The organism is Pseudomonas rustica, assembly GCF_049959085.1.
Taxonomy (GTDB): Bacteria; Pseudomonadota; Gammaproteobacteria; order Pseudomonadales; family Pseudomonadaceae; genus Aquipseudomonas; species Aquipseudomonas rustica.
Window position 1 is genome coordinate 6,245,585 of sequence record NZ_CP188200.1, and the last position, 18,578, is coordinate 6,264,162.

The 18,578-nt window shown below is 59.3% G+C and carries 16 protein-coding genes and 1 tRNA gene; 3 read left to right on the forward strand and 14 right to left on the reverse strand.

Annotated features, from left to right (window positions below; all coding sequences use genetic code 11):
- The first annotated feature begins 143 nt into the window (after positions 1-143).
- The 3 genes from ACP3TY_RS28335 (at position 144) to ACP3TY_RS28345 (ending at position 2,044) form a co-directional block, all read left to right on the forward strand.
- The gene (locus ACP3TY_RS28335; protein WP_426619005.1) at positions 144-1,427 is read left to right on the forward strand and encodes an aspartate aminotransferase family protein; all 1,284 of its coding nucleotides are present in this window, start codon (positions 144-146) and stop codon (positions 1,425-1,427) included.
- Positions 1,428-1,637: 210 nt separating this feature from the next.
- Positions 1,638-1,820 carry a DNA-binding protein gene (locus ACP3TY_RS28340; protein ID WP_426619006.1) on the forward strand — a complete coding sequence of 61 codons (183 nt, stop codon included), beginning with the start codon at positions 1,638-1,640 and terminating at the stop codon, positions 1,818-1,820.
- Positions 1,821-1,885: 65 nt separating this feature from the next.
- Positions 1,886-2,044, forward strand: a complete 159-nt coding sequence (locus ACP3TY_RS28345; RefSeq protein ID WP_003228885.1) for a YqaE/Pmp3 family membrane protein — start codon at positions 1,886-1,888, stop codon at positions 2,042-2,044.
- Positions 2,045-2,152: 108 nt separating this feature from the next.
- Here the strand turns inward: ACP3TY_RS28345 and ACP3TY_RS28350 are convergent, their stop codons facing one another.
- From ACP3TY_RS28350 to ACP3TY_RS28415, 14 genes are all read right to left on the reverse strand, one after another.
- Positions 2,153-3,964 carry a S9 family peptidase gene (locus tag ACP3TY_RS28350; RefSeq protein ID WP_426619007.1) on the reverse strand — a complete coding sequence of 604 codons (1,812 nt, stop codon included), beginning with the start codon at positions 3,962-3,964 and terminating at the stop codon, positions 2,153-2,155.
- Positions 3,930-5,069, reverse strand: coding sequence for a pyrroloquinoline quinone biosynthesis protein PqqE (gene pqqE, locus ACP3TY_RS28355; protein ID WP_426620528.1), 1,140 nt, complete (start codon positions 5,067-5,069; stop codon positions 3,930-3,932). The genes ACP3TY_RS28350 and pqqE overlap by 35 nt, the downstream gene beginning before the upstream one ends.
- Complete coding sequence (pqqD, locus tag ACP3TY_RS28360) at positions 5,062-5,337, reverse strand: pyrroloquinoline quinone biosynthesis peptide chaperone PqqD (RefSeq protein ID WP_007910068.1); 276 nt, start codon at positions 5,335-5,337, stop codon at positions 5,062-5,064. The genes pqqE and pqqD overlap by 8 nt, the downstream gene beginning before the upstream one ends.
- On the reverse strand, positions 5,334-6,086 hold the full coding sequence (gene pqqC / locus ACP3TY_RS28365) for a pyrroloquinoline-quinone synthase PqqC (protein ID WP_008085171.1): 753 nt from the start codon (positions 6,084-6,086) through the stop codon (positions 5,334-5,336). Before pqqC ends, pqqD begins: the two co-directional genes overlap by 4 nt.
- A gap of 128 nt (positions 6,087-6,214) precedes the next feature.
- Positions 6,215-7,126: a pyrroloquinoline quinone biosynthesis protein PqqB gene (gene pqqB, locus ACP3TY_RS28370; protein ID WP_053124431.1), complete on the reverse strand. Its 912-nt coding sequence runs from the start codon at positions 7,124-7,126 to the stop codon at positions 6,215-6,217.
- An 81-nt stretch (positions 7,127-7,207) separates the two neighbouring features.
- Positions 7,208-7,282 (reverse strand): pyrroloquinoline quinone precursor peptide PqqA, encoded by a 75-nt coding sequence (gene pqqA / locus ACP3TY_RS28375; protein ID WP_003422658.1) that lies wholly within the window; start codon positions 7,280-7,282, stop codon positions 7,208-7,210.
- A 156-nt stretch (positions 7,283-7,438) separates the two neighbouring features.
- The gene (gene pqqF, locus ACP3TY_RS28380) at positions 7,439-9,853 is read right to left on the reverse strand and encodes a pyrroloquinoline quinone biosynthesis protein PqqF (RefSeq protein ID WP_426619008.1); all 2,415 of its coding nucleotides are present in this window, start codon (positions 9,851-9,853) and stop codon (positions 7,439-7,441) included.
- 38 nt (positions 9,854-9,891) lie between these two features.
- On the reverse strand, positions 9,892-10,686 hold the full coding sequence (locus ACP3TY_RS28385) for a carbon-nitrogen hydrolase family protein (protein WP_426619009.1): 795 nt from the start codon (positions 10,684-10,686) through the stop codon (positions 9,892-9,894).
- Positions 10,687-10,698: 12 nt separating this feature from the next.
- Positions 10,699-12,381, reverse strand: a complete 1,683-nt coding sequence (locus ACP3TY_RS28390; RefSeq protein ID WP_008085177.1) for a flavin monoamine oxidase family protein — start codon at positions 12,379-12,381, stop codon at positions 10,699-10,701.
- A 222-nt stretch (positions 12,382-12,603) separates the two neighbouring features.
- Positions 12,604-13,065 carry an Lrp/AsnC family transcriptional regulator gene (locus ACP3TY_RS28395; protein WP_150749676.1) on the reverse strand — a complete coding sequence of 154 codons (462 nt, stop codon included), beginning with the start codon at positions 13,063-13,065 and terminating at the stop codon, positions 12,604-12,606.
- Between the two features lie 298 nt (positions 13,066-13,363).
- A complete protein-coding gene (locus ACP3TY_RS28400) occupies positions 13,364-13,804 on the reverse strand; it encodes a hypothetical protein (protein ID WP_400648777.1) in 441 nt (146 codons plus the stop codon).
- A 145-nt stretch (positions 13,805-13,949) separates the two neighbouring features.
- Positions 13,950-14,252, reverse strand: a complete 303-nt coding sequence (locus tag ACP3TY_RS28405) for a DUF3077 domain-containing protein (protein WP_426619010.1) — start codon at positions 14,250-14,252, stop codon at positions 13,950-13,952.
- Positions 14,253-14,653: 401 nt separating this feature from the next.
- Positions 14,654-14,730 (reverse strand) — tRNA-Ile (locus ACP3TY_RS28410).
- Positions 14,731-14,745: 15 nt separating this feature from the next.
- Positions 14,746-18,492, reverse strand: coding sequence for a bifunctional diguanylate cyclase/phosphodiesterase (locus ACP3TY_RS28415; protein ID WP_053124422.1), 3,747 nt, complete (start codon positions 18,490-18,492; stop codon positions 14,746-14,748).
- Between the last annotated feature and the right edge of the window lie 86 nt (positions 18,493-18,578).

The following is an 18,578-nucleotide window of genomic DNA, read 5'->3' on the forward strand; positions in this document are numbered from 1 at the left end:
AAAACGAAATGGCCCGAAGCCGTCAGTGCGCCTAGTCTAACCGCATTCACAAGGCTTACAGGGCCAGAAAGCGCGATGAATAGCGATCGCTTCGACAGTGTTTACATAGGCAGTTCAAAACACCTCAAACGAGGTTTTTTGCAATGAATCTTTTCAGTTTGCGGCGCCAGACGCCGAGTCTTGACGACCTCTCTTTCGAGGCCAATCCATCTGACCCCAACGAAAATCTCAGCGCCGAGCGCCTGATGCCCAGCGTCGAACGGCCGCAACAGGTATTCGTCCGTGGTCAGGGTTCGTGGCTATGGGACAGTAACGACCGCGCTTACCTGGATTTTTCCCAAGCCGGTGGCGCCAACAGCCTCGGCCACAGCCCTTCGGCGCTGGTGAAAGCCATCAGCAGTCAGGCGCAGGCGCTGATCAATCCCGGTTTCAATCTGCACAATCGCGGCATGCTCGGCCTCGCCGAACGCCTGTGCGCCGCGACCTCCAGCGATCAGGCTTACCTGCTCAACAGCGGCAGCGAAGCCTGTGAAGCGGCGATCAAACTGGCGCGCAAGTGGGGCCAACTGCATCGCGGCGGCGCGTCGCGGATTATTGTTGCGAAGCAGGGTTGTCATGGTCGTAGTCTGGCGACGATTTCCGCCTCGGACAGCTGCAACCTGCACAACCGTTTCGCGCCGCTGCTGCCGGGTTTTGATCTGGTGCCGTTCAACGATTTACCGGCGCTGCATGCGGCGGTCGATGCGCAGACCGTGGCGATCATGCTGGAGCCGATCCAGAGCGATGCCGGTGTAATTCCAGCCACCGAGCATTACCTCAAAGGTGTCGAGCGTCTGTGCCGTGAACTGGGCATTCTGCTGATCCTCGACGAAGTGCAAACCGGCATCGGCCGTTGCGGCACGTTGCTCGCCGAACAGTCCTACGGCGTACGCGCCGATATCGTCGTGCTCGGCAAAGGGCTTGGCGGCGGTGTGCCGTTGGCCGCGTTGCTGGCACGGGGCAAAGCCTGTTGTTTCGAAGCGGGCGAACTCGGCGGCACCCATCACGGCAACGCACTGATGACAGCGGCCGGGCTGGTGGTGCTCGACAGCGTGCAAGACCGCAGCTTTCTCGAACAGATCAACGACAACGGCCAACATCTGCGCGAAGGCCTGGCCCGATTGGCGCACCGCTACGACCACGGCGAACTGCGTGGCCAAGGCCTGTTCTACGGACTGACCCTGTCAGACGATTCCGCCGAAGCCGTCGTCCACGCCGCCCTGCACGAAGGCCTGCTGCTCAACGCCCCGCAAGCCAACTGCCTGCGCTTCACCCCGGCCCTCACCGTGAGCAAAACCAACATCGACGAAATGCTCCTGCGCCTCACCCGCGCCTTCGCCCGTGTGCGCACCGCACAACTGCAATGCCGCAAAGGGATTGCCGTCTGAGCTGAAGTTTCCTACCCGAATCAAAGAACCGTCTCGCGGTATAACGCACGCCCCACGCCTGATTCTTTTGGCGTGGGGCGTTTTTTTTGTGGCCGGGTTTTGCAGGTGGCAATTAATGCTTGAGCGATGGAGCCGCTCATGTTTTTTAAGCTCAGCCGTTGCTACGACAAATCGAGAACCTGTCGACCAAGGAAATTGAGGAGCCAGCTCATGGGTGAAAAATTCAAAAGTGAAATTGCTGAATCGATACACGAGTCAGCCTTTGCACTGCTTGATGTCGGTGCCATCAGCAAGGCATTGATGCGGGAGTTTGATGAGTCGTGCCTCGTTGCAATTTCTGAGGCGGCTCGGCGTCAATCTGATGCAGACGCGGAAAATGCTAGTGAACCCTGACGAACGGCGCGGGTCGATTAGCTTGTATGGCTCAGGTGAGCCAACCCCCATTCAGGAGCTGCCCCATGGATTTTATTCGGATCATCATCGCTATTCTGTTGCCGCCACTGGGTGTGTTTCTGCAGGTCGGGTTTGGCGGGGCGTTCTGGTTGAACATTCTGCTGACGTTGTGCGGGTATATTCCGGGGATCGTGCATGCGGTGTATATCATCGCCAAGCGCTGAGTCAGATGCATGCCCTGTAGGAGCTGCGGCACGCTGCGATCTTTTGATCCTGATCCTCGAATTAAAATCAAATGATCGCAGCGTGCCGCAGCTCCTACAGGGAAGGTTTCAGTCTGTTAATCCCATCACTCGCCGATAGAACTTCCACTCCTGCTCCAGCGCATGTGCCTGATTGGCCGCGCGGCGGAAGCCGTGGCGTTCGTCGGGGTAGTAATGGGCTTCGACCGGGATTCCGTTCTGCTCCAGTGCCGTGACCATGTCGCGGGTTTGTTGCGGGACAACCACCGCGTCCAGTTCACCCTGAAAGAAAATCACCGGCACGCGGATGGTGTTTGCGTGCAACAACGGTGTACGGGCGGCGTAGCGTTCGGCGTCTTTTTCGGGATCGCCAATGAGCCAGTCCAGATAATCGCCTTCGAACTTGTGCGTCGCCCGAGCCAACGCCACCGGGTCGCTGACCCCGTAAAGGCTGGCGCCAGCGCGGAACACCTGCTTAAACGCCAGCGCACACAACGTGGTGTAACCGCCCGCGCTGCCACCCCGAATGAATGCCCGTTCGCCATCGATCAAGCCTTGGTCGGCAAGATACGCGACGACGGCACAAGCATCCTCGACATCCACCTCACCCCAGCTCAGATGCAACGCCTGACGATATTCCCGGCCATAACCGCTGCTGCCGCGATAGTTGAGATCGGCGACGGCGAAGCCGCGTTGCGTCCAGTATTGGATGCGCGGGTCGAGCATCGGATAGCAGGCCGATGTCGGGCCGCCGTGGATGAACACCACCAGCGGTGGTTTCGTCTCACCGCTCATGGCTGGATAAAAGAACCCGTGCGCCTCACCCATTCCACTCGGGTAACGCAACGTTTGCGGACGGCTGATGCGTTCGGCAGGCAAAGGCGCGACGCCACCGGCCAGCACTTGCACTTCACGCGTTGCTCGATCAATTGTAATAACCGCCGCAGGGCTGATCGGCGAGGCGGCGATGCAGTAAATAAACTGCGCGTCCAAAGCCAGATGACGGAAGCGGCTGTAGTCGCCGGTGTAATCTTCATCGCCCAAAGTCAGGCGACCAAAACCACCTTCACTCCAACTGGCTAAAACCGAATCTTCTACAGGCAACCAGGTGCAGCCGCCCAACTGCCAGGGCGCCGGTGCATGATCGGCCGGCGCGGCAGGCAGTGGCGCCAAACCGTCAGAAGTCTCAGCCCACGGCTGCCAGAATCCACCGCGATCGGTAAGGCAATACAGCCGACCTTCAGCATCAAATCGTGGCTGTTGAATGGACTCTTCAACCTCATCGCCAGCAACGCAGCGCGGCGAACCAAAGGCGCCGTCAGCCAAGCGTTCAGCCACCATCAACCGCGTCGACGTCCACGGCTGATGCGGTCGGCTCCATTCAATCCACGCCAAGCGCCGGCCATTCGGGCTAAGGGTCGGTGCCGCATAGAAATCCGCGCCCTCAACCAACAAATGCCGCACCCCGTCGGCGAGATCAATCGCCACCAGCCGATGCTGATTTTGCTGTTCTTCAACCGCCAGCACTTGGCCGAACGCAAAATGCAGGTCGCCATAACGGCACTCGCCCGACGTCAGCGCCTCAGGCGCTCCATCCAGCGTCTGCCGATACAACTGCTGATCCGCCTCAGCGACGAAAACCACCCCGTCCGGCGTCAGACAAAACGCGCCACCGCCATATTCGTACACACGACTGCGTACGCTGAAGCCATCCGGCGTCAGACATTTCGCCACACCATCGCGCCAATGCCAGATCCGGCACGCGGCATCTTCGGGGCGATATTCATTCCAGAACAGCCCATTGGCACCGAGCTGCAACTCGGCGAAATCCATGCCGGCAGCGACGGCTTGCGAGGCGCTGAATGGCTCAGCCCTTGGCGATGAGGCGTGAGTTTCGTTCATTGCGGAAGGCCAGTTGTTCGATGGTTTGAGTGGCGGTCTCGGCTTCTTCGCGGGCCTTGAGAATCACGCCGTGGTGTTCGGATTTGCTGCACACCGGGTCGGCATTGCTCGCATCACCGGTGAGCATGAATGCCTGGCAGCGGCAGCCGCCGAAGTCTTTTTCTTTCTCGTCGCAGGAGCGGCACGGCTCGGGCATCCAGTCGTAACCGCGAAAGCGGTTGAAGCCGAACGAGTCGTACCAGATGTGTTGCATGCTGTGATCGCGCACATTGGGAAATTGCACCGGCATCTGCCGGGCGCCGTGGCAGGGCAGGGCGGTGCCGTCCGGCGTGACCGTCAGAAAGATACTGCCCCAACCGTTCATGCAGGCTTTCGGGCGTTCTTCGTAGTAATCCGGGGTGACGAAAATCAGCTTGCACGGATGCCCTTCGGCTTCCAGCTTGGCGCGGTATTCGTTGGTGATGCGCTCGGCACGCACCAGTTGTTCCTTGGTCGGTAACAGGCCGACACGATTGAGCTGCGCCCAACCATAGAACTGGCAAGTGGCGAGCTCGACGAAGTCGGCTTCGAGCGCAATGCACAGCTCGATGATGCGGTCGATCTTGTCGATGTTGTGCCGGTGGGTGACGAAGTTCAGCACCATCGGATAGCCGTGGGCCTTCACCGCGCGGGCCATTTCCAGCTTCTGCGCGAAGGCTTTTTTCGAACCGGCGAGCAGGTTATTCACTTGCTCGTCGCTGGCCTGGAAACTGATCTGGATGTGATCGAGACCAGCCTTTTTGAAGTCGCTGATTTTCTGCTCGGTCAGGCCGATGCCGGAAGTGATCAGATTGGTGTAGAAACCCAATTGCCGCGCTTCATGAATCAGCTCGGCGAGATCCTGGCGCACCAGCGGCTCGCCACCGGAAAAGCCCAGTTGCGCCGCGCCCATCTCCCGCGCCTCGCGAAACACCTTGATCCATTGTTCTGTGCTCAGCTCTTTGCCCTGCTCGGCGAAATCCAGCGGATTGGAGCAGTACGGGCATTGCAGTGGGCAGCGGTAGGTCAGCTCGGCGAGCAGCCACAGCGGCAGGCCGATTTCAGGCTTGGGCGGCAGATCAGGCAAGTTCGATCCAGTGCTGTGCACGGGCAACCTCCATGAATTGCTCGATGTCGTCACCGAGCTCGGGCACGCCGGGGAACTGCTCATCGAGTTTGGCAATGATCGCCGCAACGTCGCGTTCGCCGTCGATCAAACCGCCGATCAGCGCGGCGCTGTCGTTGAGTTTGATCATGCCTTCGGGGTAAAGCAGCACGTGACCTTTTTGCGCCGGTTCGTACTGGAAGCGGTAGCCGGGACGCCAGGTCGGGACTTTGCTGCGATCGAAACTCATAAGGTGATTCCTTTATGCCAGACGCGTTGTTCGGTGACGCTGTGATACGGCGGGCGGTTCAGTTCGTAGGCCATGCTCATGGCATCGAGCATGCTCCAAAGAATGTCCAGTTTGAACTGGAGAATTTCCAGCATGCGCTCCTGGCCTTCGCGCGTCTTGTAGTGCTCGAGCGTGATCGCCAGACCGTGCTCGACATCGCGCCGTGCCTGACCGAGGCGGGTGCGGAAGTATTCATAACCGGCCGGGTCGATCCACGGGTAATGCTGCGGCCAGCTGTCGAGGCGCGATTGGTGGATCTGCGGCGCGAACAGTTCAGTCAGCGAGCTGCTGGCGGCTTCTTGCCAACTGGCGCGGCGGGCGAAGTTGACGTAGGCGTCGACGGCAAAACGCACGCCGGGCAATACCAATTCCTGGGAGCGCAGTTGATCCGGATCGAGACCGACCGCTTGACCGAGTCGCAGCCAGGCTTCGATGCCGCCGTCTTCACCGGGGGCACCGTCGTGATCGAGCAGACGCTGAATCCACTCGCGGCGGATTTCCCGGTCGGGGCAATTGGCGAGGATCGCCGCGTCTTTCAGGGGGATGTTCACCTGATAGTAGAAGCGGTTGGCGACCCAGCCCTGAATCTGCTCGCGGGTGGCGCGGCCTTCATACATCGCCACGTGATACGGGTGGTAGATGTGGTAGTAGGCGCCTTTGGCGCGCAGGGCTGCTTCGAATTCGGTGGGGGACATTGGCGTGTCAGTCATGTCTGTTCTCCGGGAACAACCGTTGGATTCTGTGGTGTCTGGTCGGATGCCTTCGCGAGCAAGCTCAGCTCCTACAAAAGCACGCTGGCCCTTGTAGGAGCCGAGCTTGCTCGCGAAGAGGCCGGTCGCTACAACACAATACTCATGCCATCGAACGCCACTTCAACATTACGCCGCGCCAGTTCAGCACGCTCCGGCGAATCCTCGTCGAGAATCGGGTTGGTGTTGTTGATGTGGATAAGTACTTTGCGCTGTTCAGGCAACTGCTCCAGCACTTCGAGCATGCCGCCAGGCCCGTTCTGTGCCAGATGACCCATCTCACGGCCAGTACGCGTGCCGACGCCACGGCGCTGCATTTCATCGTCATCCCACATCGTGCCGTCGACCAACAGGCAATCGCTGCTTGCCATGATCTCCAGCAACGGCGCATCGACCTTGCCCAGACCCGGCGCATAGAACAGCTTGCCGCCGGTCTTCAGGTCTTCCACGATCAAGCCGATGTTGTCGCCCGGGTGCGGATCGAAGCGGTGCGGCGAGTACGGCGGCGCGGCACTGCGCAATGGCAGCGGGGTGAAACGCAGGTTCGGGCACGCCGCCACAGTGAAGCTCTGGTCGAGTTCGATGCGGTTCCAGTCCAGCCCGCCGTTCCAATGGGTGAGCATCTTGAACAGCGGGAAACCGGTGCTGAGGTCTTCGTGAACCATGTCCGTGCACCAGACCTGATGTGGGCAGCCTTCGCGCAGGCTGAGCAGGCCGGTGGTGTGGTCGATCTGGCTGTCCATCAGGATGATCGCGCTGATGCCGGTGTCGCGCAGCGCACGGCCCGGTTGCATCGGGGCGAAGCTTTGCAGCTGCGCGCGGATGTCCGGCGAGGCGTTGCACAACACCCAGTTCACGCCGTCATCGGAAATCGCGATGGACGATTGGGTGCGGGCCTTGGCATTCAGGCTGCCGTCGCGAAAGCCTGCGCAATTGACGCAGTTGCAGTTCCACTGCGGAAAACCGCCGCCAGCGGCCGAACCCAGAATCTGGACGAACATGAACACTCCATCATTTCAACGCGGAAAATAAAACGCCCCGGCGAGCCGAGGCGTTGCACTGCAGTTCTATGTAAGCAGAACTCAGCGGCTGGCGAAGTACATGGTGACTTCGAAGCCGATACGCAGGTCGGTGTAAGCAGGTTTTGTCCAGGACATAGGGTGTCTCCTCGGGTTGGGTGGGATAGCGCTGTCCATAGGTATAGTCCACGGCAGCGCAAAGATGTTCCAAATAGTTAGGCTGCTATGTTACTCAAAATTTCCGGGTAAATGCCCGTGAATCTTTGAGAAAGCTCCTTGCAGCCTCGGTAATGATCAATTTGCTGCTTGCCATGGCGCGCCGGGCGCGGAATCGGTGGCGAGACAGCGGTAGCCGCCCTCGGCGTTGATCAAATGCTGTGCAGCCGTGAGCAAAGTCTGGCGATCGAGTTGGCCGATGGCAGCGCTCAGTTGCTCAAGATAATCCGACGAGTGGCCAGCGAGTTTCGCCTGCCACAGCAATTCAGCAGCGTCCTTGCTGGACAGGTTGGCGTCGTTGAATTGATCGCTGAGGTTTTGCCGGTGCTGGCTGAGACTGGTGTCATCGTGGGATTCGATCAACGCAGGGAGACCTTCGCTGAATGCTTGAACGTGGCCAAGTATTTCCAGCGCTGAGGCGGAGGGCGATTGCACGCCGAATACGATTGCGGTCTGGCCGTGTATCTGGCGCAAGGCGCTGAATACCGCGTAACCCAGTTTTAACTCAACGCGCAGGCGCTGGTAGAACGGGGGCTGGACAATCAGCGCGAGCAGTCGCCATGCCGCTTCGTCGGTAGTGCTGCGACTGGCAGTCGGGCAGCACAACAGCACGGCGTGTTCGCTGGATGCGCTGTCGATCTGGCGCCATAACCGTCGGCTGTCGAGCGCGGACGGAGCAGGCAATTGGTTGTCCGGCGTACCGGGAATGCGGCTCAGAGCGAGGCCCATGGCTGATTGGGTTTGTTGATTGAGGCCCAAGGCGAGGCCGTCCCACCGAGAAGTTGTCCACAGGTGTTTTGCATCGTCAGCCGTTGGCACAGGCTCCAGACAAAACTCCGGTAAGGCATTTATCAGTTGGCGGATGGGCATCAACGGCGTTTCTGGCGCGCTACGTGGGGAATTGGCATCAACCTCTGTCAGAGATTTCAGCGCGTGCTCGAGGACATTGGGCATCGGCTCCTGCAAACCGGTGAGCTTCAGCAGCCATTGATTGCCAGTGGCGCTGAAAGTCAGCTCGACGCCGGCCTCGCGCGCGTCCTGCTGAGTTTGCTGAAGACTGCGCTGCAAGCGCGAATGCAGATCAGCGCTGGCGGCGGCCTCAACCTGCCAGCGCAGATAAATCGCGCCCTCATCATTGTTGTCCGGCAACGCTTGGCTGAATTGCATCGGCGAACGCTCACGACGACCGCGCGAGCGATCCTGAGCAAACGTGCGCAAACCACGGTGTGCGCTGGTCTGGCCGCGAATCAGTCCGGCGTTGGCCAACGGTTCATTGGCGCGCAGGAAAGGATTGGCTGCGGGTAGATGCCAATGACCGCTGAAGTTATCCACAGTGCCAATTTCGCCGAGGATCTGTGTGAGGGCCTCAACGCCTTTATCGGACAGGCCGATTTCCAATTGTTCACTGTCGAGCCGCGCCCGTTGCAACGCGCCGCTGACTTGCTGCTGACGTTCAAGCAGGGCCGCGTATTCTTTACGCAGTGGCGACCAATCCTGCTGAGCGAAGAAACTCAGCCAATCCAGCATCTGCTCGCGAATGGCGTTTAACGATTCCGCTCGAGCGGTGAACTCCAGCTGCAACAACGCTTGCCCGTTGAAGTGATAAACCGGCGCGGCTTTCAAGCCATCTGCCAGTTTTTGCTCCTGCAAACGCGCGAGCAGCCCGCCCGGTTTGGCGCTGTTCAGCCAGTGACAAAGAAACGCCAAAGCCTCGACGGATGACTCAGGCAAGGCATCAAACGCAAACAGCAAATTGCCGCGTCGCTCACTGACCTGTTGATAACTTTTTACCGCCAGCGGCACGGTTGCCGCCTGCGTAACGTTATCCCCAGCCGGCAAGGCTTGTGAAAACTGCTCAGCCAGCGCTTTCAATTCTTCGAGACTCTGCGGCCCAACCAGACTCAAGGTCATTTGCCCCGTCTGATAAAACTGCTGATGGAAATCTTTGAGCGCTTGTTGAAACGCAGCCTGCTCGACTTGCAGGCTGTCGCGATTCCCCGCATGAAACCCGCGCAACGGATGCTCAGCCGGCAACCCTTCAAACAAGGAAAACTGCTGCTGCGCTGTAGGATCCTGCGACCAAGCGACAAATTCTGCCTGCAACACTTCCCGTTCCCGCAACTGATCGTCCAGATTCATACGCGGCGTGGCGAGCATGTCTGACAGACGCTCCAGCCCTGCGCCGAACGCTTGTGTCGGCAACTCAAAGAAAAAGTCAGTGGTGCGTTCGCGCGTGCTGGCATTGACCTGGCCACCGTGACCTTGCACGTAGGCCATCAGCCCTTCGCCCGTAGGAAAACGCTCGGTGCCGAGAAACAGCAAATGCTCGAGAAAATGCGCCAGCCCCGGCCACTCCAGCGGCACGTCATGGCTACCGGCAGCCACGCGCAGTGCAGCGGCGCTGCGCTTCAGGCCGGGCACATGACGCAGGGTCACACGCAAGCCGTTGGCCAGGGTTTCAGTGTGGGGGCGGGGGTGAGTGGGCGCAGGCATGGGCACTTCCAGAACAGTGAAGTGCCAATGCTAGCGGATTAGCGCCGGTTGAGCGCGCCGTAAAGCTCGGGGCGGCGGTCGCTGAGGTAGCGATTGGCGGCGCGGGAGTCGAGCATCAACTGCCGATCGAGTTCGCCGATGATCAGCGCTTCGTCGAGCCCGGCCTGGGCGATGCGGCTGCCATCCGGTGCAGCGAGGCTGCTTTGCCCGCAATAGTGGATCTCGCCTTCGTTGCCGCAATAGTTGGCGTAGGCCACGTAACACTGGTTTTCGAAGGCGCGCGAACGCACGGTGACGTCGGCGACGAAATCGAACGGAATCATGTTCGCCGTCGGCACCACAATCAGCTCGGCGCCAGCGAGTGCCAGGCGGCGGGTGTTCTCCGGAAACTCCAGGTCGTAGCAGATCAGGAAACCGAGCTTCCAGCCGTTGAGTTCGACGATTGGGAAATCATCATCGCCCGGGCTGAACATCGAGCGGTCGAGATCACCGAACAGGTGCGTCTTGCGGTAATTGCACAGACGCTCGCCGTGCGAATCGATCAACTGCACGGCGTTGTAAATCTGCCCGTCGGCGGTGCGTTCCGGATAGCCATAAACAATCGCCAGACCTGCAGCCTTGGCGATCCGGCCGATGTGCTGCGCCCATTCACCGTTGTAGACCTCGGCCAAGGTACTCACCGCTTCGGCGCCAATGTTGTAGCCGGTCATGAACATCTCCGGCAGCACCAGCAGGTCGGCGCCCTTGGCCTCCATCGCCACTTGATGCAGGCGGTGCAGGTTGGCGGCGGGCTCCAGTGGCAGCGGTGGACATTGGTAAAGGGCTACACGCATCAGGGATTCCTCTTACTCGGGCAGGGCGATAGGGCCGATGTCTTTGAACACATCACCGGGGCCCGGGTTCGCTTTATGTGTCGACCCGCCAAAATGTTTCATGATCCCCCACACCGCGTTGAGCGAGGTCTGCACCGCGCCTTCGACCCAGGCCGGCGTCCAGGAAACGTCGTCGCCGGCAATGAAAATTCCGCGTTGCTCGGCCGGCATTTCGTCCTGCATGAAGTGCGCGTACATGCGCTGGTTATAGCGATAGTGGCCGGGCAGCGCGCCTTTGAACGCGCCGAGGAAGTACGGGTCGGCTTCCCACGACACGGTGATCGGATCGCCAATGATTCGCGCGGCGATATCGACTTTCGGGTAGATCTTTTTCAGTGCGTTCAACGCCAGTTCTACGCGTTTCTCCACCGGGTGCGGGAGCATCTTCAATGCGTCGCTCATCCACGAGTACGACAGGCAAATCACGCCCGGTTTGTCGTCGCCGTTGTCGAACAGATAAGTGCCACGGGTCAGGCGATCGGTGAGGGTCATGCTCATCAAGTCGCGGCCGGTTTCCGGATCCTTGTCCTTCCAGAATGGCCGGTCGACCATCACAAAAGTCTTCGACGACTGCATGTAGCGGGTGCGGTCGAGGGCCATCCACATCTTTTGCGAGAACAGGGTTTCGTCGCATTCGATCTGCGTGGTCAGCAGCCAGCTCTGGCACGTGGTCAGCACGGCGGCGTATTCGCGGGTATCGCCGTTGTTGTCGGTGACCGCGAAACGGCCATCCGGCGCATGAGCGATTTTCTTCACGCCGGAACGCGGCGCGCCACGGTGCAGGGATTTCAGGCTGGTGCCTTCAGGCCAATGCACGCAGCGCTCCGGCACATGACGCCAGATGCCTTGCGGCACTTGCTCGACGCCGCCGACCACCAGGTGTTGGTGATCGTCGCAGTTGGTCATCACCACGCGGAAGATTTCCAGCATCGAGTTGGGGAAGTCCGAGTCCCAGCCGCCGGTACCGAAACCAACCTGACCGAACACTTCGCGGTGATGGAACGATAGTTTGGCGAAGGCTTCCGAGGTGGCGACGAAGTCATAGAACGTGCGGTCGTCCCACAGCGGCACCAAGGTATTCCACAGCTCTTTCAAGCGTGGCACATCGCGGTCGCGGATGGCTTGCTGGATATCGGCGAACTGCGAGCCGGCCTCCAGTGCGTCCGCCCAGGCGTCAGCCACTTCCTGAAACAGTGCAGGAAGATCCGCCAGTTTCTGTGCGTAATGGGTTTTGCCTTCCAGATCGATCACGGTGCTGCCGGAGGCAGGCGTCAACGGGTTCGGGAAAGGTTTGGTCTCAAGGCCGAGCTTGTCGACGTAGTGATAGAACGCGGTGGACGACACCGGGAAGCGCATACCACCGAGTTCAGCGACGATGCCGTCGGTGCCGTTGAACGCTTGCGAACGCAAACGCCCGCCCAGCTTCGAAGCTTCGTAAACCACAGGCTTCAGGCCGAGTTTCATCAACTCGTAAGCCGCCACCAGACCGGCGATGCCCGCGCCGACAATCGCCACTTCTGCGCCGTGATTGTGCTCGGGAATAGTGCCGAGACCGGCCGGGTGTTCGATCCAGTCGTCAAACGCGAACGGGAAGTCCGGGCCGAAAATGGTGACTGGTTTCTTACCGTCTGCAGGATGGCGATTGTTCTTGTTCATGGCTGACCTTGCTGGCGACCCGACGCGGGATGCGCGTCTGAGTATAGGAAAAGATGCCAGCCATTCTAGGGAGCGTGGAACACGTTAATAAGACGCAAAGTGTCGTCGTTTTGCCAATAACCTGATCAATCTGACGATAATCCGCTACACACTGTCCCTTGTAGGAGCAAGGCTTGCCCGCGAATAGATCCTATCCATCAACCGAAAAATCATGATCAACACTCAGACCGGCTGCCCCCGATCAACCTTGCTACTCAAAATAATCGAAGTCGTCGTCTTCTCCACCCCGTCCACCCCGCCAATCTGATCCAGCAACTGATCGAGCTGCTCCGGCGAATCAGTGCGCAACCACGCCACATAATCAAACTCGCCACTCACTGCACACAGCTGCTGCACCTGCGCCATCGCACTCAACCGGCGCACCACCTCTTTGCCGGAACGCGGTTGCACCTTGATCCCGACGTAAGCCTGCAAGCCGCCATCGACCACCCGCTGACCGAGACGCACGCCGTAACCGGTGATCACTTTGGCCTTTTCCAGCCGCGCCAGTCGCGAAGTCACGGTGGTGCGCGCAATGCCCAACTGCCGGGCAAGCATGGCAACGCTTTCGCGGGCGTTGATTTGCAGGGCGGCGATTAGTTGACGGTCGATTTCATCGAGCACGGGCGGGCGGGTGTCTGGCAAGGGGGCGGTTCCATGGTGTGGGGGGCGGTGAGTTGCGCATGGTACATGCTCAATCAGATTGGGCACACGGGCAACACTAGCGCCGGCACTGGTTTTGGCGGTTGCCCTGGTGTGGTTCAAGCGCTATCATCGGCGCGTCAGCACGGACCGGAACTTTGCAAGCAGAGGGTGTTGATTTCGGTGGCGCAAGCTACTCCTAGCCAGTGAGCGGGATAAGCGGGAAACCGTGAAAGGAAAGGCCGATATTGAGATTTACAGAAAGCCCCGATGCGCGAGCATCGGGGCTTTTTGCTTTCTCTCAAACCGATTTCCCCGCATTACGCATTTCCAGGATGTAACGGACGTTATGTGGTTTTCCTTTCGGCAACTTCGCTCGTCCCCATTCAGCGACCTCGTAGGCGGAAATGACTCGAAGCTTGAGTAGGTTCGTTGTGTTCTGCGGTTTGCTGATCGAAAAAAAGACCGCGTAGTCATGTAAATCAAGGCAGTAATAGCGCTGACTGTTTTCTACGTAGAAAGGCACGGCGAGGCCTTTGAAAAAACGCTTGTGAAGGTAATCCGCGATCTGGCTGCTGCAATGGTGACGATCTGCACTGAAATATCGGGTTTCTCCTCTGTGTCGGAGGGGTTGACCATGACCTTTGTCGTCAGTGAAACAATGGAATCCAAACTCGAATTTGACGCTTAGCTGCTGCTCAGCCACTTCATAGCTCAGTTCGAAAGGCTGTAAATGCGCCATGCAGTATTTGCGTTCGCCAACTATCAGATCTTTCCATTCCATGGTGATTGTCGCCGGACGCACGCAGAGGGGGAAACGTTGATGCACTCCCGGTTGAAATTTGAACGCCCGAAGATTGGGGGCGCATGAACGGCTGCGCAGGCGTTTAACCGTGCCCGTAGTTTCTATCCACAGAAGGCTGATGACTTAGAACCTTCACCACATCATCAATCACCGCTTTGCTCATTGCGGCCAAGTAATGCGCAGCCCAGGCATGGCGATCGGTCGCTTTGTCGTAAGCGGCTTCTTCAGCAAAGGTTTTGACCAGAAAGAGAAGATCGGAGGCTTGTGTCAGAGCATCGCCGATTGGTACGCCGGCGCTGACATGGAAGAGGGGTTGGTTGGCGCAGTAGATGAAAGGGGTGAGGCCGATGGTTTTTAAACCTGAGGTCGAGTCTGTTTCAGTCATGGTGAGGCTCCTAATTTCAAGGGACACCACACTCGTTTCCATGCGAATGGGTGACAGCTGTGCGCAGGTTGGAAACCGGAAAATTAGGAAACCGGCACGTCCGAAGACGTCCCGCGCACAGCCGTCATAACTTTTGATCGCAGCTCTGAATCTTTGCGGTCATGAGGCCGAGCACTGTTGTCATTAATTTAACCGGGTTTCCAAGCCCGACCGCTGATAAGCAGCGACGTCTCGAGAGTATCCCGTCAAACCAACCCCCAACAGGCGCAACACCGCTCAAAACCACAGCTTCGGAACTTGCCTACAGCCTTCGGGGAAGTCTTCCGAACATTGCGCTCGCCAATACTGCCCCCCAACCACTCGCCCAAGAAAAAGCCGCGCATTTAGCGCGGCTTTCAATTTGGTGGGCCCACACGGACTTGAACCGTGGACCAAAGGATTATGAGTCCTCTGCTCTAACCAACTGAGCTATAGGCCCTCAGTAGGCCGCGGATTATAGCGACGGTTTCTCGGCTGTGCTATCCGAAAAATCCGATACGGTCACACGCAGAAACGTTGCGGCGAATTCTTCCGGCGGCAGCGGCAGGCTGACGATGTAGCCCTGGATCTGTTCGCAGCCCTCGGCGGCGAGGAATTGTTGCTGCGCCTGGGTTTCCACGCCCTCGGCGATGACGGTGAATTGCATGCTGCGGCCCAGGGCGATGATGGCGCGCACAATCGCCGCATCGTGGGGGTCGTCGGGCAGTCCGCGGACAAAGGACTGGTCGATTTTGAGGATGTCCAGTGGCAGGCGTTTGAGGTAGCTGAGCGAGGAATAGCCGGTGCCGAAGTCGTCAATTGCCAGTTGCACGCCGAGGTGTTTGAGTTGGTGCAGCACGGCCAGCGCCTCTTCGGCCTGACTCATGATGAAATTCTCGGTAATTTCCAGTTGCAGTAAATCCGGCATCAGGCCGTTTTCGTTGAGCAGTTGCTCGATGCGCCCGAGCAGATTCGGCTGGCGCAGTTGCGCGCCGGCAAGGTTCACCGACAACGGGCCGAGGCTGTCGTAGACCTGATTCCACTCGAACATCTGCCGGCACGCGGTCTCCAGCACCCAATCGCCGATCTGCAGAATCATGCCGTTCTCTTCGGCCAGCGGAATGAAGTGCTCCGGCGGCACATCGCCAAAGGTCGGGTGGCGCCAGCGAATCAACGCTTCGGCACCGACCAGACGATGGTCATCGAGGCTGATTTTCGGCTGGTAGTAGAGGTGCAATTCATTGCGCTCGATGGCCCGGCGCAGTTCGTGTTCCAGCGCGATACGCTCGCTGGCCTGCGCGGTGAGGTCGCGGGTGTAGCTTTCGACGCGGTTGCGGCCCTTGGCTTTGGAGCGGTACATCGCCGCGTCGGCGTTTTTTACCAGCGTGGCGACGTCGCAGCCGTCGCGCGGATAGAGGCTGGTGCCGATGCTGGCGCTGATGAAGAACTCATGTTCGCCAGCCTGAAACGGCGCGCCGAAGCAGTTGAGCAACTTGGTGGCGATGTTGTCCGCGTCGCTGGCCTGCTGCAGGCCGGGCAGCAGGATGATGAATTCATCACCGCCCAACCGTGCCACGGTGTCGATGTCGCGCAGTTGCTCTTTGAGGCGCACGGCGATGCCCTTGAGCAGCAGGTCGCCGACCGGGTGGCCGAGGCTGTCGTTGATGTGTTTGAAACGGTCGAGGTCGAGGAACAGCACGGCGCCCTGACCACCGTTTTCCTGTTGTGTGGTCAGCGCCGAGAGCAGGCGACTTTCGAACAGCGTGCGGTTTGGCAGGCCGGTGAGCGGGTCGTGATGCGCCTGATAATCGAGTTTCGCCTGCGCGTGTTTGAGACTGGAGATGTCGGCAAACACAGCAACAAAGTGCGTGATGAATTTGTCGCGGTTGCGCACGGCGCTGATGGTCAGCCAGCTCGGGTACAGCTCGCCGTTTTTACGTCGGTTGGAAATCTCGCCTTGCCAATGACCTTCGTCGGTCAACTGGTGCCACATCGCTGCGTAAAACGCGCTGTCGTGCAGGCCGGAGGCGAGCAGGCGCGGGGTGTGGCCGAGGGCTTCGCTTTCGCTGTAACCGGTGATTTCCGTGAAGGCGCGGTTGACTGCGCTGATGTGCTGCTGGGTATCGGTGATCAATACGCCTTCGGCGGTGCTCTCGAACACGGTCGCAGCCTGTTGCAGTTTTTCCTGCATCAGATGACGTTCAGTAATGTCGCGGGCGATGGTCAGCATGCAATCTTCGTCACCGATCGGCAGTGGTCGGCTGGACACTTCGCACAGACGAATCTGCCCATCGCTACGGCGGATATGGCAGGTGAAATCACGCACGAAGCCGTCGCGGTGCAGCAGGTCGAGCATCTGTTTGCGCTCGTTGAGGTTGACCCAGATCCCCAGATCCAGCGCCGAGCGATCCACCGACATCGCGCTATTAAAACCGGTGATGCGGCTGAACCCTTCGTTGACCTCCAGCAGCAGGCCATCGCTCTGCCGCGACAGCAGCAAACCGTCCGGCGAGGCGTGGAAAGCCTTGGCGAATTTCTCTTCGGAGGTTTGCAATTGCTGCTGGGTTTCTTTGAGCTGGGTAATGTCGCGCACCACGACCACCAGCGCCGGCGTGGTGTCGAGGTCGAACGGTTCGGCGGAAATCAGGCCGGTGAACACTTGGCCGTTGTTGCGGCGGAAGGGCATTTCCAGATTGCGGATGCTGCCGGCCTGCAAACGCTGGAGCAAACCGGGGCCGACACCGGGAATACCCCAGATATTCAGGTCGGTGGCGGTTTGGCCGATGACTTCTTCGGCCTTGAGTCCAATCTGTTCCTCGAAGGCTTCGTTGACCTCAAGCAAACAGCCGTCGGACAGCCGCGCAATCACCAGAATGTCCGGGCATTGCTGGAAGACCGAGGCGAATTTCTGCTCGGAAAGACGCAGCGCTTCTTCAGTGCGCTTGGTTTCGCTGATGTCGATCATCAAACCGCGCATCACCGGCTCATGGCCGTGTTCGATCAGGCTGACGATGTCGCGCACCCACAGGCAGCGGCCGTCGGCGGTGATCACCCGGTAATCGAGACTGTGATCGCGCCCGGCCAGCACCTCGTGATCACAAAAACTCTGGGCGCGAGTGAGGTCGGCCGGATGAATAATGTTGCGCCAGAACCCCGGAATCAGCCAATGCGACAGTGGATAACCGAGCAAGTCTTCGGCGTGCGGTGACACATAGCTGTAGGTGAAGTCACTCATGCGCGCTTCCCAAGCAATCGCCGACAAACTCTCGACCAGCCCACGGTAGTGATATTCGCTGCTGCGCAGCTCCTGTTCGAGGTCGATGCGCCGGGCGATTTCCGAGCTGAGGCGGCGGTTGATGCGGATCACCACGGCCAGCACGATCATCAGCAATAACAGGCCGGGCAAGCCGTAAACCAGCAGGTCTGACCAGAACGTCCGGTGATCGAGGACGTTGCCCACCCAGTGTTCCTGAATGGCGCTGATTTCGGCGGGGCTCATGTCGGCGAGGACTTTGTCGAGAATTCCCACCAGCACTTTGTTTTCGCGCGGCACGCCCATCGCCAGTTGATAGCGATACGGGGTTTCGCCGCTGACATAGAGGCCATCGAGCTTGAGCTGACGCAGGCTCCAGACGCTGGAGGCGAGGTCGCCGACCACGGCGTCGACTTCGTCGGTCGCCAATGCCTGCAACGCCGAGCTGACGTTGGGCATGGCCACCAGATTCAGATCCGGGTGGTGGGTGCGCAGAAGTTCGTGCGGCGCATAGTTTTCCACCACGGCGATTTTCAGGCCATACAGATCATCAAGTTTGCGCGGTTGCGCGCCGCCGACGTGGGCGAGGATGACAATCGGGAAGTCGAGGTAGGGCCGGGTGAATGACAGATAGTTCTGCCGTTCCGGGGTGGACATGATTCCCGGCAGCAGATCGATCTTGCCGGTTTTGACCTGCTCCAGCACTTCCGTCCAGCTGATGGGCTCAATCGGCGTGAGTTTGATCGCCAGACGTTGGCGAATCACGTCGATGTAATCAGCCGCCAAGCCCTGATAACGGCTCTGGTCGTCACGAAACTCAAACGGTGGCCACGACGCATCGACACCCAGGCGCAAGTCCGGGTGAGCCGCCAGCCAGCTACGTTCTTCATCGGTCAGAGTCAGCGCGTTAGCCGTTGCGGTCCAAATCATCAGTGACAGCAAGAAAAGCACGGGCGCCAGTCTGGGCATAACGCTCTCGTTATGGCTCGGGGGTGATTGTTTCGAGTGTAGACGCGGACTGCAGCGGGGAGGGTGGTGCGAGGAATTTAATCTGC